The organism is Puniceicoccales bacterium (assembly GCA_031255005.1).
Lineage (GTDB): Bacteria > Verrucomicrobiota > Verrucomicrobiia > Opitutales > LL51 > JAIRTH01.
The window spans coordinates 1-13,746 of the sequence record JAIRTH010000032.1; the positions used below are offsets into that span (position 1 = coordinate 1).

General features: G+C 40.8%; 14 protein-coding genes. 8 read left to right on the forward strand and 6 right to left on the reverse strand.

Annotated features, from left to right (window positions below):
- A partial coding sequence (locus LBH49_03410; GenBank protein MDR0351662.1) for an APC family permease occupies positions 1–1,256 on the reverse strand: 1,256 nt, incomplete at its 3' end.
- A 256-nt stretch (positions 1,257–1,512) separates the two neighbouring features.
- On the opposite strand from LBH49_03410, the gene LBH49_03415 reads away from it, so the two are divergent.
- Together LBH49_03415 and LBH49_03420 are read left to right on the forward strand one after the other, a co-directional pair.
- A complete protein-coding gene (locus tag LBH49_03415) occupies positions 1,513–2,541 on the forward strand; it encodes a uracil-DNA glycosylase (protein MDR0351663.1) in 1,029 nt (342 codons plus the stop codon).
- A gap of 56 nt (positions 2,542–2,597) precedes the next feature.
- Positions 2,598–3,080, forward strand: a complete 483-nt coding sequence (locus tag LBH49_03420; GenBank protein MDR0351664.1) for a hypothetical protein — start codon at positions 2,598–2,600, stop codon at positions 3,078–3,080.
- Here LBH49_03420 and LBH49_03425 read toward each other — a convergent pair whose 3' ends face one another.
- Positions 3,081–3,362, reverse strand: a complete 282-nt coding sequence (locus LBH49_03425) for a hypothetical protein (protein ID MDR0351665.1) — start codon at positions 3,360–3,362, stop codon at positions 3,081–3,083. It abuts the gene before it with no gap.
- 24 nt (positions 3,363–3,386) lie between these two features.
- Between LBH49_03425 and LBH49_03430 the strand changes: the two genes are divergently transcribed.
- Positions 3,387–4,106: a hypothetical protein gene (locus tag LBH49_03430; GenBank protein ID MDR0351666.1), complete on the forward strand. Its 720-nt coding sequence runs from the start codon at positions 3,387–3,389 to the stop codon at positions 4,104–4,106.
- Here the strand turns inward: LBH49_03430 and LBH49_03435 are convergent.
- From LBH49_03435 to rnhC, 3 genes are all read right to left on the reverse strand, one after another.
- A complete protein-coding gene (locus LBH49_03435; protein MDR0351667.1) occupies positions 4,103–4,981 on the reverse strand; it encodes an outer membrane lipoprotein-sorting protein in 879 nt (292 codons plus the stop codon). The two genes, LBH49_03430 and LBH49_03435, sit on opposite strands and share 4 nt — an antisense overlap.
- 61 nt (positions 4,982–5,042) lie before the next feature.
- Positions 5,043–5,591, reverse strand: a complete 549-nt coding sequence (secG, locus tag LBH49_03440) for a preprotein translocase subunit SecG (GenBank protein ID MDR0351668.1) — start codon at positions 5,589–5,591, stop codon at positions 5,043–5,045.
- A gap of 39 nt (positions 5,592–5,630) precedes the next feature.
- The gene (rnhC, locus tag LBH49_03445; GenBank protein ID MDR0351669.1) at positions 5,631–6,575 is read right to left on the reverse strand and encodes a ribonuclease HIII; all 945 of its coding nucleotides are present in this window, start codon (positions 6,573–6,575) and stop codon (positions 5,631–5,633) included.
- A gap of 189 nt (positions 6,576–6,764) precedes the next feature.
- On the opposite strand from rnhC, the gene LBH49_03450 reads away from it, so the two are divergent.
- The gene (locus LBH49_03450) at positions 6,765–7,361 is read left to right on the forward strand and encodes a lysophospholipid acyltransferase family protein (protein MDR0351670.1); all 597 of its coding nucleotides are present in this window, start codon (positions 6,765–6,767) and stop codon (positions 7,359–7,361) included.
- A gap of 22 nt (positions 7,362–7,383) precedes the next feature.
- Here the strand turns inward: LBH49_03450 and LBH49_03455 are convergent, their stop codons facing one another.
- On the reverse strand, positions 7,384–7,953 hold the full coding sequence (locus LBH49_03455) for a DedA family protein (GenBank protein MDR0351671.1): 570 nt from the start codon (positions 7,951–7,953) through the stop codon (positions 7,384–7,386).
- Positions 7,954–8,190: 237 nt separating this feature from the next.
- On the opposite strand from LBH49_03455, the gene upp reads away from it, so the two are divergent.
- From upp to LBH49_03475, 4 genes are all read left to right on the forward strand, one after another.
- The gene (gene upp, locus LBH49_03460; GenBank protein MDR0351672.1) at positions 8,191–8,814 is read left to right on the forward strand and encodes a uracil phosphoribosyltransferase; all 624 of its coding nucleotides are present in this window, start codon (positions 8,191–8,193) and stop codon (positions 8,812–8,814) included.
- An 18-nt stretch (positions 8,815–8,832) separates the two neighbouring features.
- On the forward strand, positions 8,833–10,728 hold the full coding sequence (locus tag LBH49_03465) for a hypothetical protein (GenBank protein MDR0351673.1): 1,896 nt from the start codon (positions 8,833–8,835) through the stop codon (positions 10,726–10,728).
- Between the two features lie 41 nt (positions 10,729–10,769).
- On the forward strand, positions 10,770–12,320 hold the full coding sequence (gene atpA / locus LBH49_03470) for a F0F1 ATP synthase subunit alpha (GenBank protein MDR0351674.1): 1,551 nt from the start codon (positions 10,770–10,772) through the stop codon (positions 12,318–12,320).
- A 608-nt stretch (positions 12,321–12,928) separates the two neighbouring features.
- Positions 12,929–13,423, forward strand: a complete 495-nt coding sequence (locus LBH49_03475; GenBank protein MDR0351675.1) for a hypothetical protein — start codon at positions 12,929–12,931, stop codon at positions 13,421–13,423.
- Positions 13,424–13,746 lie beyond the last annotated feature (323 nt).

Genomic DNA, 13,746 nt, shown 5'->3' on the forward strand with positions numbered 1-13,746 from the left:
CATACCAATATTCCAATTACACACACCGTTACCATGCCAATGTTACCAAACGGAACTTTATAGCCCCTCTCCACATCGGGATACTTATATCTCAATATTATGGCCGAAATATACATCAAAATGTACATCAATAGAGATGCCTGGGTAGAAATCGCAACCAAAATCCAAAAACATGTCTCCACCGAAGGTACTAAAACAAATATAAAAGATATCAAAGTCACGCATAATGCTTGAAATATCATTATCGCCGATGGCATACCGCCTTTGTTTACTTTTTGCAATATCAATGGCAAATTACCAGTCCTGGCTGTAGCTAACATTCCGCGAGGCGGCCCAGATACCCAGGTAATAAACCAGGCAATCATGCCAAACACCATCATACCGGCCATAAAAGGACTAAGCCACCTTACACCAAAGCTAGATAATAATGCGTCCATCGTATCAATAACTCCTGTCTCCAATGTCAAATTTTTCATAGGAATCGCTATGGCAATTGCCATAGACCCCAACATCGATAAGACAAAAATCAACACCGACGAAAGTAAAATCGCCTTCGGAAAATCCCGTTGAGGATTTTTTACATCGCTGGCATGCGAAGCTGACATCTCTAAACCACTAAATCCAAGCATCACGTTTAAAAATAGAACCAGCTGCGCAGGACCAGACAGCTTAGGAATAATACTCCCCACATCGAATTCCATATTAGAAGGCCTTCCAGTCGCAATCCAAAGAATGCCAAAAATGATAATCAATGTTCCAGGAATAAAAGTCCCAAGAGTACTTCCCACATTTGTTATAACCGTAGCAATTTGCATCCCCTTCAGCGACACAAACGTACCAATCCATGTGGTCAATAAAATTACCGCCAATACATAAATATTATTGTGCGCCAATCCAGGAACTTGAAACACATAGGCAATCACCCCAGCCAAATAGACCAACGAAGCCGGAAAAAGCATGAAACTTGTAAAATTTTGAAGCCACACAGCTAAAAATCCAAGCCTGTTACCCATGGCCTTATTTACCCAATTAAAAATCCCTCCTTCCTCCGGAAATCCCGTTGCCAACTCGGCGGAAACCACCGCCGTTGGAATCAAAAACGTCACCACTGCTATGCCATAAAAAAACAACATTGACATACCATAAACAGCCATCGCAGGCAAATTTCTAAGATTAGCCACAGCAGCAAAATTCATCATTGCGAGAGAAAATACACTAATCGTACCAACCTTTTTTATACTACTTATATTACCCATTTCCGCTACCAAATAACATATTTCGACACCTGTCAATAATATTTAACATTATATTTATACATTTTACGAAAGTAATGCGGCACTTATGGCGTAACATATAAAAAATAAAGATATAAAAAATTTTACATCCATTGCAGAAATCGAGTCTAAGTCTGCATAATTTTCTCAAAAATCAATACTTTTATGCTCCTTTGTACCTTTCATTTTTTGTATTAATTTTTCTCGTATTCACCACCATTGGCCATAGATTAAAGCCATGAATGAAGTTATCTACTATACCATAAAGGCCCTTGAGGCACTGCAACAAAGTGGCCAAGAAGATATTTCTATCAGCGATGAAAATGTAAAATTTCTACTATCATTGGTTTCCGATGATAATCCACCAACGGCAAGTAAAATTACTCCCAACAACATCGATGAAATTATTTCACCTAACGCCACATACCAACCCATTACCCATGAAGATGTTACGCCCTATGCCGCCAAGGAATCCGAACAGCAATGCAAAACTCACTCCACAGCCAACGAAAAAATTACTCCCAACAACATCGATGAAATTATTTCACCTAACGCCATATATCAACCCATTGCCCATGAAGATGTTACGCCCTATGCCGCCAAGGAATCCGAACAGCAATGCAAAAACTACATTTCATTGCCGGAAGGTAACAAAGAGGAACAATGGCTCTGGCTGCGAAGCAAGGTTATGACCTGCCCCATATGCAACAAAAACCTAAATCCAGGAAAAAAAATAGTCTTTGGCGTAGGAAATCTATATGCAGATATTTTTCTATGCGGAGAAGCACCTGGCGCTGATGAAGAGATTGTTGGAGAACCATTTGTAGGTCGTGCCGGACAATTGTTAACGAAAATAATCGCGGCTATGGGCCTATCGAGAACCGATGTCTATATAGGAAATATCATGAATTGGCGCCCTAAAATGCCGACGGATTTCGGCAATCGCCCGCCAACCAAAGAAGAGATGCAATTCTGCCTGCCCTATCTATGCGCCCAACTGCAAATCGTAAAACCAAAGGTAATTCTAGCACTTGGCGCCACAGCCTTAAACGGTTTGCTTGGCCATGATAATTCCAGAAAAATGTCTAAGGTTCGGGGGAAGTGGCTTGAATTCAATGGCATAAAACTCATGCCAACTTTTCATCCATCCTATGTATTGCGAAATAATGGTCTTCAAACCAAACGAATGATTTGGGAAGATTTTATGAAAGTCATGGAATTTCTTAACATGCCCATATCAAATAAACAGCAAAAATTTTTTACTTGATATCGATCTTGTTTGACAATATCCTAGCAATCAAACAGTATGCCAAAGCTCGGGTTATGAAAAATCTAAGAACAATTTTGATTGTTTCATCCCTGCTTTTAACGGCAGGACTGGTTCTTCTTGGATTTAAATATAAAACGCCATCCAATGAAATAAAACATATTCTGCTTGAAAGACATATGGAAAAAAAACTTGAAGCAGCTCCTGTGATTGCCATGGCCCGCGATGCGATGGAAATTTGCCTGAAATTCCTGGTAAATCAAGCATCTCCTAAGGAGATTGAAGGGCAAAAACAGCTGCTGCTTAAGCAAAGATCAACGGTACCAATATCTTGCCGAGAGGCATTTAACACATTCCTATTTTTCATTGATGAAATAGCAAACGAAAATATTAGCGCCATCAACAAAGACCAGATGGATGATCTCCAAAAAGCTTTACATAGCGCATTCACTGATTTAGTGACCACTTATGTATCCTATCTCGATGATCAATATGGATATCCAAATCTAGAAAAGCCAGGAAAAATAGATCTGGATTGATTAAACCGTACCAACTGGCTTATCTTCCGCTGCCACCGGCGCATTTTTTGTCGGATCTTCTGGATCTGCCCCACCGCGATCGATGCTTAAAGCCTTTCCAAAATCCACATTCAAGAGACCAGATGGCATACTTTTTTCATCTTTTTTCCCCTCTGGCAGCCTACTTTTTGGATCTATGGGCTTTTCGCCAAGGCCTTCCAGCGCTCCACGATTGTTGGTCACCTGAACATTTCTTCCTTCATTGTTCACTATCTGAGAAAATTGCGATTCTGTCATAGTCATATGAATTTAACTTTTTTTTTACTTGTGGCAATCAATTACAGAAATAGAATTAGATTCGGTATGGAAAAACATTTGATAAGACGTTTAGCATCAGCATCTATTTTATTAGCATTAGCCATCGCGAGCCCTTTGACCAGGGCGGATATAAGCACACCAACTAAAACAAACGCAACTCCTTTGATCGCAATGAATAAAAACTCTAAAGTTTATTTGAATAGCATAAAATTTTCTAAAAATAGACTTCTGGTTGCCATGAAACGATGGGGAGAAATAAAAGTTACCATAACGGCAGAAGCCGGAAATCCAATCGATAAATGGGTCGATGATTGTAGGATAAAATTGTATATCGGCTACAACAACCTAGGAAAAGATGGAAGAATGCTGGCTTTTCAGTCATCTTGCAAAGTATTTACATTGCCAAATGCCACAGAACAAAATATGTATTTCTATCTCCCAGGAGATCTGAGAAAACGCTATAACCTAACAAAAGATCCTGATTTCTATGTAGTTAGGCTAACCATCGATGGCACGAAAATGCCGTTGGGCGAAAAGGAATGCAGCAAATCTTTGGAAACTCCTCAAAAAAGAGAGGAATTTTACAAAAAAATTAAAACCGAAGCCGATTTACTCATCTCAGGCCTCTATAATGCTAATCAATTGCCGCCCTATGCTGACATAAAAGTAGAAAAGCAACCAACTTTGCGCCGCACCGAATCAAGCAAAAATGTTTTGAGTAGTTTTTAGATATTTGTATATTTCACAGCAGTTTTGTTAACTTCTTCAGCAAGTGAGGCTTCCGATAAGTATCCATCCACATCGCAACCAAATGCCACTTTTTTAACCCGCAGCGTTGTCCTATCTCCGGTTAGCTCATTGACCATGGCAATTTCGCTCATTATCCAATTGCCATTGATCTTCTTAAATCTCAACAGATCCATTTTTTTAAGCAAAACATTTTGTTCATTAAAATACTCTACCCTTATTATCGTTCCGTAAGACGTACATAATGAGATACGTATATAACTAACATCGCCTAAACCAAAGGATTGAAATGGACCTGGCTCCAGTTTAAACTGTTGGGTTTTTAGACCAAGAACCTTCCTAGGCCCAAGGTAGGTACATTTATCCCAAAAAACAAACGAAAATCCTATATCTGCTGGCGTGAAAATGACTTCAGGAACCACAGGTTTATATATGTCACCACTCGACTTTTCAATGGGCTTAATCTCCCGGTTTGATTTCATAAATGACAAGCGGTATTGCATTAATTCCAACACCCAGAATGACTTACGAAACACCATAACAGGCCTATAGACATAAAAAATCGACGTTCTTTGCATTAGGTTGTGATGGCATAACCACATCGATGGCCATGGAGAATTGACTGAGCCAAGCAACAGAGATGTTTTCTGCTTTGGCAAATCTATTCTTATTGCCCTACTTCCTGCCATTTCCGAACCGAACATAGCACAGGTTTCAATAATTTTTTTGGATTTTTTTGTTCTATGCTCCAGATCAAAGATCAGCGAATAATTTCCCAGCTTTTGACTTCTAAGTTTTTCCAGCTCAAGATTTGCTTGTTTTGGAGATAGAACCGGAGCAAAGGATCTATGAGCCATTGACGCACTCAGATCACAAGCCAAAAAAGCGGCAATCAGGCACAATAAACCACGGATCACTTCACTCACTTAGTTCATCGGCTATACCGCCAGGGGTTTCGTCAGAATCATCTAAATTTCCATTTGGTTCATCTGCACCTATCATAATATGCTCTAAACCATTCACTAAATCCGAATTTTCCTTATTTTCCTTAGAATCATAGACAATACTCCCGACTTCCATAGCTTCATCTATTTTTTTTATATCATTCGATTTATTCAAGTCATCATTTTGGGCTGGAGGCCCTTCTGAATCATCAAATTTCGCCAAAGCATCCACGGCCACTTTTTTTGGAAGAATATCATCTGGCTTACCTGGCCTATGTTCTCGAGCCATATATATCATGGCCAACAAAAACGATGCTAAATAGAAAAATCCTACGCACCATCTAGTCCAACGAGCCAATACATTCACGGCATCACCACCGAATACAGTTGCCACAGAACCCTCTCCCAGCGTAGCACCTAGACCGGTTTCTTCATTTGGGCGTTGCATCAAAATAATCATTACCACAAACATGCTGACCAAAATCAAAGCCATGGTCAAAATGACTATAAAAAACATACTCATAGCAAACGAAGGTAAATTTCTAACGAGATTTAAAAATTTTCAAGCAATAAATTCATTATCCGGAGGAATTAATCCGCGTGCAATGTAAGCTGTTCTAAAATGCAGCTTTGCAAATTCTCCAAAACGATCATCACCAAACCTCTTTACCAAATCCTTAGCCTGTTCAAGAGTTTTAGAACCTGCACCTTTATGCAATTTTTCACCAGCCAACTTCGATAATTCACGCATCTGGCGCACATACTCTGCCCTCGCAACTATCGATGCCGCAGCCACTACTGGATCACACTCGGCCTTGATTTGCATTTCCAATGTAAAATTTTTGACAGAGCCAAGATACCGCTGCACCAACGGCGTTTTTGAAAATTGATCAAGCAATCCTCGGGCAACCGGTTGCAATTGCAATGCGCCCAAAAGCGATCGAGAATGCATCCAAGCTAGTAATCTATTCATATTAGACCCAAACGAAATATATAATTCGTTGTATTTCTTCATGTTAAGCATCATTTTTTTGCAGGTAACACCCTTCTGCGAATTTATTTTCGCATCCAAATCCAAAATAATATTTTCAGAATGAATTTTTTTACTGTCTTTGATCCCATTCGCTAGCAAAGCCTTAACTGCATCAGGCGTGGCTATAACACAGGCCGTAACCAGTGGGCCAAAAAGGTCACCCTTCCCGCTCTCGTCCAAACCAGCATGTTCTTCAAGCCAAAGTGGATCCATATCATCATTCTGGCCAAAATTAAACTCAAGCGTTATCTCCGGCTCCAAAACAAAGGTGACAAATTCCTCGGTTTTTTTCCCCTGGATGACGGTCTTGCCGCTGTTGTAATGTACAACATTGATTCCGTTGGCCTTAAATGCAAAATCCGCATAGGCCACCTCGTATCGGTCCCATGACCTTGCCAAACAATAATCTTTTAGCCTAAGAGCTTGTGGTTGAGTAAGTTTTATAGAATAAATACAATTATTTTTTTTGTTCATAGGTCGCCATGATCCACATAAAATTCACAGCAATAGTTTAATAAATACTTTGCAATACAACAACTTTTCATAAGTTTTGACATTTTTAGCCACGACGCTAACATCTAAATCAAATAATTAACAAAATTTTAACATATAGTGAAAGTTAATACCCTGTCACCGACAAAGAAAGTGTTGGTTTATATTGTTATGATTTTCATACGCCTATGGAACAAAACACTAAAAATAAAGCTGTCAGATGAAGCCAAAATATTCTTCATTTCAGAAAAGGATACGCCGAAGATTTATGCCTTCTGGCACAACAGGTTATTCATTGCATCGGAGATATATAAAAGATACATAGCCCACAGCAATATCTACGGCCTGATCAGCCCAAGTAAAGATGGTGCCTGGCTGGCGGAAATCTACAGATCCATCGGCATAAAAGCCATACGTGGATCGAGCAAACGCCGTGGACGTGAAGCACTTGTGGAACTAGAAAACCTATTAAACTGTGGCTGCAGCTGTGCCCTAACTCCGGATGGCCCCCGGGGGCCAAGATATGTGGCCAAAGCCGGCATTGCCAATCTGGCAAAAAAAGTCGGCGTCCCCATAGTCCTGATAGGCTATAATTTCACTGCCGCCTGGCGCCTAAAATCTTGGGATAAATTCTACATTCCAAAGCCATTTTCAAAAATTCATATCAACATCACAATTCTAGAACCACACCAATATAAAAATCTATCGGAAAAAGAACTTTTATCGTTGATACAGAAGGAATTAATTTATCTAAATAGGCCACATTGAGATCTTAAAATTTGCCGTTGCTCTACCGATCCTCTTTGGGTTCTCTGGTTTTATAAAAGATGGCAATCGCAATTAACCCAATGACTACCAATAGGCTTATGGCAGCAGCAGCCGGCATGGCATCAAACTTGCCGTCCATGATCACATCAGCAGTTATATAACCAACAAAACAACAAATCATCGCCCAGGTTGCCCCGGATAAAATGTTATAAATCACAAACTTAAGTGGACTTATCTCTGCTGCACCTAAAATTAATGGACTCGCCATTCGAATTCCGTAAATGAATCGAAACGAAAATATAAACACACCTCCCAACCTATGCAGCAATCTATATACCCTATCAACAACTTTTTTCACTCTTGGAAATCGACGAATAACCCACTCTGTGCCCATTTTACGCCCTAGCCAAAAAAGCCCCTGATCGGTCAAAACAGTGGACATGAAAGCCACTAAAAAAACTCTGGGCAAAGACATAAATCCATAGGCAGCAAAAGCTCCAGCAGTTAATATTATCACTTCTCCTTCAACCATGGCTCCAAGGAAAACAGCCAAATAACCCCAATCTCTTATTATATCTGCAAAATTGGACACCGCTCAAAACTCCACTTTAATAATTGCACACGCACATATCTAAATCACTCTACATTCCTACCTTTCCCTTTAAATTTCTTTTAATATTCAGAAAAAAGATGGAACCATTGTCAATATTTGAATAAATTTTTTAGAAAACTCAACATAATATGCAATGCAAAACATTGAGGCTATTACACTTAGTATCAAATAAATTTTCACATTGATTTGATTTAAATCAACCCTAGGATCTATACCATGGCCTTGCATATTGTAACTAACCCGATAATACAGAACGCCTTAACCATATTAAGGCAGGAAAATAGTCCATTGCTTCAATTTCGTCAAGCTTGCCACCAAATCACTTTTGGACTAATCCTAGAAGCCTCCAACCGGTTTTCTACCAAAGAGATAAACATCAAAACACCATTGGCAATCTGCCAGGCACAGCAAATAGAAAATCCCATAGCCTTCATTCCCATTCTCCGGGCAGGATTAGCCATGCTAAATTGCGCCATAACCCTCTCTCCGACAGCAAAAATCGGCTATCTCGGTCTTCAACGCAACGAAAAAAGTGGACAAATATCATCCTACTATGAAAACTTACCTAACATCAATGGCACCAACGTATTAATACTCGATCCTATGGTGGCCACCGGCCGTTCGGCCTGCAAAGCCATGGAAATCATTCTGCAAAATTCTCCAAAAACCATCTCGCTGTGTTCTATCATTGTCTCCCAAATGGGCTTAAAATTCATCTCAGAAAAATTCGACAATGTGCATATTTATAGCGCAGCTATCGACGATAACATCAACGCCCAGAAGTACATAATTCCCGGCCTCGGAGATTTCGGCGACAGATTTAATGCAACAACCATTTAACACATAAATCCCAGCGCAGTGGACGAACTAGAACACAGACTTGGCCTAAAAAAAAATCGATTAATCCTTCTATATACAATACTGTTCAGCCTAGGAATTTTTCTGGCCACCGGCCTCTTCTGGCGCCAAATAATTTGCCATGAGCATTTTTTGCAAAAAGAACGGCATCAAAATCTTAGAAGAATTCTGATTCCCGCCCCTAGAGGCAATATATATGACCGAAATGGCAAACTTCTAGCCTACAATTCCCCAAAACATGAACTGCAGCTATACCTACCACTGCTTCGCCAAGAATTTAACCGAGAATATGGCCGACTACTGAAAACCACAAAGGCTTCCGGTTTAATCATTAACAAAAAAAATTTGCAGTTTGAATCTCGAAAAAATGTCACCCAAAAATACATCGACCAAGCCAATGCACTAACCGGCAGAAATCTAGTCCTGTCCCAATCAAAAATAGAGCGCCATTACAACCAAGAACTGCTAATTCCTTTGGTCATCATGGATAATTTAACCGATGCCGAATATGTGGCTCTGGCAGAAAACATCGACATGGACTCTCCTCTAAGGCTTGCCACAGAATACATTAGGAATTATCCACTGGGAAAATCAGCCTGTCACGTAATCGGCTATGTCACCTCCACCAAAGATCTGCCAAAAAACTACTCCAACAGCAGTAATATAACCACCTTTCGGCAATATAATAAGTTTGGCAAAGCTGGTATTGAATTGATAATGAATGATTTACTGAGCGGAACTCCCGGCGAAGAAATTCTATCGGTGGACCCAGCAGGCTTCAAAGCAAAAACCACCGAATTTAAAAAACCAGAAAAAGGCCAGGACTGCTACATAAGCCTAGACATCGACCTGCAGCAGGTGGCCGAAGCATCCATCGGCGATAAAACAGGCAGCGTTGTTGTCTTAGATGTGCATAGCGGAGAAGTACTTGCAATGGTCAGTAAGCCCAATTACGATCTGGCTAAACTTAGTCCACGCATATCCAATAAAGTTTTTGACAAAATATCTGCGAAAACCGGCTGGCTAAATCGAGCCACCCAGGGCCTCTATCCTCCGGGCTCCATCTTCAAACTACTATCCAGCATAGCATTCCTTAAATCAGGCGTATCTAGTTGGGCCAAAACAGATACCGAAACTTGCTCCGGCAGTACCATGATCGGCACAAGGAAATTTCGCTGTGACAACAATCGCGCCCATGGCAAAATCGGATTGCACGAAGCCATAAAAAAAAGTTGCAACGTATACTTTTATAATAGAAGCCAAAAATGTGGCATAAATGCTATCAGTAACGAAGCCCAACGCTTCGGCCTTGATACCAAAACCGGCCTGGAACTGCCCTACGAAACTTCAAAGATGATCGTGCCAACCAAAGACTGGAAAGTGGCCAGAAACCTAGGTCCATGGCTAGGTGGCGACAGCGCCAACACCGCCATCGGCCAAGGCTACCTGCGAGTAACCCCACTGCAAATGGCCTGCTTCATAGCCTCGGTGGCCAGAAACGAAACCCGAACCATCCCTTATATCATACATAAAAAATCAAGGCCATCCCAATCCGGCCAATGGGAAAAAATAGGACTAAGCGACCGCGATTATACAAATCTCTTGCTGGCCTTCGAGGAGGCAGTCAAGGGCGGAACATGTTGGCGCGCAGGAATAAAAGGATTACGCATAGCCGGCAAAACCGGCACGGCCCAGGTCTGGGAAAAAGGTAAAAAAAGAAACGTGGCCTGGTTCATCGGCTTCGCACCAGTGGAAAGCCCAAAAATCGCCATCACCATCGCACTACAGGAAAAATCTGAATCAGACAGCTATTATGGCTCAACCCACGCTGCTCCAGTGGCTAAGGATACCTTAAGTCACTACTTTTCGCAACAAAATCTCACAGCCATCGACTAAAGATTCTTGATGTTTGCACCATAACCATTAACCTATTACGCATGTCCGAAACCATTCTTAATCAAATACGTGAGGAAATCAATTCCATTACTCTTTCCTGCCAAAAGAAAAACGTCGGAAAAATCATAGAACTTGCCGATGGCGTGGCCCTGGTGGAAGGCCTCTCCGAAGCTAAGTCAAATGAGATGATATCGTTCGGTAACGACATGTATGGCATAGCTTTAAATCTCGAAGATGATCAGGTTGGAGTGGTCCTACTCGGGGACACAATCGACCTAAAGGAAGGAGATTCAGCAGAAACCACCGGCCAGCTTCTCTCGGTACCGGTGGGTATGTCACTGCTAGGCAGAGTCATCGATCCGTTAGGCAATCCACTGGATGGCAAAAACCCCATAGATCATGGAATCATGTATCCGGTGGAAAAACATGCTCCGGGCATCATGGCTCGAAAATCCGTCTCTCAGCCCATTCAAACCGGCCTGCTTGCCATCGATGCGATGATTCCCATCGGCCGCGGCCAAAGGGAATTGATAATCGGCGACCGCTCCACAGGTAAAAGTACCATCGCCCTAGACACAATCATCAATCAAGCCAAAATAAACCGCAACGGAATTGCCAGCAAAGCCAAAGACTTTCGGCCAATATATTCAATTTACGTGGCCATCGGACAGAAAAATTCCACCGTGGCCAGAACCATCCAGCTCCTAACCGAAGCCGATGCCATGGAATACACCATAATAATCAACTCTCCGGCCGCCGACAACCCGGCCAATCAATACATAGCCCCCTACGCCGGGTGTGCTATCGGAGAATGGTTTATGGAACATGGTATGGATGCGTTAATAGTCTATGATGACCTTTCCAAGCACGCCACCGCCTATCGACAAATTTCCCTGATATTGAAGCGACCTTCGGGCCGCGAAGCCTATCCAGGCGATGTGTTTTACCTACATTCCAGGCTATTGGAAAGGGCAGCCAGGTTAAATGAAACCCACGGCAATGGCTCTTTAACCGCTTTACCCATAATAGAAACCCAAGCTGGCGACGTCTCAGCCTACATACCAACCAACGTCATATCCATAACCGACGGCCAAATCTTCCTAGACACAGATCTTTTCAACCGAGGCATTCGACCAGCCATTTCGGTGGGAATTTCTGTGTCCAGGGTCGGCTCCGCCGCCCAACTGAAAGCATTCAAACAGGTGGCAGGTAAATTAAAGCTCCAACTCGGCCAATACTATGAACTGGCAGCCTTTGCTCAATTCGGCTCAGACTTGGACCAAGCAACTCAACAACAATTAGATCGAGGCTCAAGGATAGTGGAATTATTCAAACAACCAGCATCAAAACCGAAGGATATCAGCGAACAAATATTGATTCTCTGGGCCATAAATCATGGCATTTTTGATGACATTCCGCTGCAAAATGTGCTCGAAGCTTCCATGCAAATGGTAAGTTACTGCCAAACCACCTCGGCCAATGTGCTAAATTCTATTATTTCCAAAGAAGAAGTAACCGACGAACTAAACCATCAGCTGGACATAGCAGTTTCTGGCTGGAAACAAACTTTTCTCTCAAATACATCGCCCTAACCTTAGCATTGCAAAGATTTTTATATTATCATACATTGCTAACTTATATCACTTAAAATTAGATTAATTTTAGCACAAATAGGGCAGGGGACAAAGAAAATGATTGCTATGACCATGACGATTTTGGCCAATGCATAGTTAAGCAATTGCTTTATTAAACTGTTTTTTACTGCAAAACTTGGCCCTAATGGCAACGACCCAAAGCTGCCCTAGAATAAAGACATTAAGATAAATAATGCCAAAACACTAAATGAGCGCATAGCCAGTGACATCAACAAAATATTTACATAACTAATTGCAAAGAAAAATTTTTAAATGCGCTTTTCGAATCAATGATTTCTATACTTTTCATTGCATTTTACATATATGTTATTTCAGATCTGACCAATTATAGAAATAGGGCAGGGGATAAATTTTAACAATTGCGACACTTTTTTTTAGAGCGACAAGGAAGTAATCTCATGGAATGCAGCCAACCATTGTTTTACTAGATTGGCTCTAATTGCAACAGATTAAAAACTACCATAGACAAAGCGCCAAAAAACTGAATAGCGTATCATGCTGATAAAATATTTGCAAAAATTTTTTATATTATTATTCTATAAATTATGAGTGGGGTAGGGATTAATGGAAATAACTTTAACGACTATAACAATTTGTCCTGGAAAGAAAAAAAACAGATTCTTGCCGATGCTAATACAGGCAATTGTTTTACCAGATTGTTTTTAGCCACAAAATTAGGCTCAGGACGCAGTGGCCTAAATGCTGCCATGGGGAAAAGCAAAACCCTAGATAAAAACAAACCTCTAAGCAATCGCGTAGCCAATCGCGCTGGCAAAATATTTACATCGCTTGCAAAAAAAGCACTGGAAAAAAAAGATGTAGAAAAAGAAGGAGATAAAGGTAATAATCTCGCCGAATATCTTATTAATGTGAAAAATAAAGAAAATTATAGATTTTTAGCCGGAATAACAAAAGATGACGTAATCGTGGATGCGGAAAAAAATAAAATAGCCAAAGATTTAGTGACTGCTACTGGAAAGGTCGTCAATCCATTAATCATGAATAATAACCACAGCTCCAATCATTCCATCGAAAAATAAATCGCAATTAACAAAGCTGCAAAACCAAATTTCAGAAAAATTGTCAAAAGTTTAGAAACTCACGCAGCAGCTTAAACGATTGTCATGGAAATTTAAACACACCTCAAGCAAGTAAGCCTATCATTGAAATCATCAGACTTTTAATGACATTCCATTGATAAATACGCCAGAAATTTTCGGCAAAATGCCCAGCAGAATCCATGGACTGCACCTGATCCTAACTAAATATATATCTATTCTATATATCTAAAAAAGAAGCAACTGACCATCTGAATCATTGACCGAAGTCTTTTGCTTCTTCTTCGCCGCAGACTCTTTTTCGG

Bases quoted from the DNA above. Each gene is read 5' to 3' on its own strand.
- rnhC (MDR0351669.1), bottom strand. From the start codon at position 6,575: ATGAACAAAAAAAATAATTGTATTTATTCTATAAAACTTACTCAACCA.
- atpA (MDR0351674.1), top strand. From the start codon at position 10,770: ATGTCCGAAACCATTCTTAATCAAATACGTGAGGAAATCAATTCCATT.
- LBH49_03420 (MDR0351664.1), top strand. From the start codon at position 2,598: ATGAAAAATCTAAGAACAATTTTGATTGTTTCATCCCTGCTTTTAACG.
- LBH49_03450 (MDR0351670.1), top strand. From the start codon at position 6,765: ATGATTTTCATACGCCTATGGAACAAAACACTAAAAATAAAGCTGTCA.
- LBH49_03425 (MDR0351665.1), bottom strand. From the start codon at position 3,362: ATGACTATGACAGAATCGCAATTTTCTCAGATAGTGAACAATGAAGGA.
- secG (MDR0351668.1), bottom strand. From the start codon at position 5,591: ATGAGTATGTTTTTTATAGTCATTTTGACCATGGCTTTGATTTTGGTC.
- upp (MDR0351672.1), top strand. From the start codon at position 8,191: ATGGCCTTGCATATTGTAACTAACCCGATAATACAGAACGCCTTAACC.
- LBH49_03435 (MDR0351667.1), bottom strand. From the start codon at position 4,981: ATGGCTCATAGATCCTTTGCTCCGGTTCTATCTCCAAAACAAGCAAAT.
- LBH49_03475 (MDR0351675.1), top strand. From the start codon at position 12,929: ATGAGTGGGGTAGGGATTAATGGAAATAACTTTAACGACTATAACAAT.
- LBH49_03415 (MDR0351663.1), top strand. From the start codon at position 1,513: ATGAATGAAGTTATCTACTATACCATAAAGGCCCTTGAGGCACTGCAA.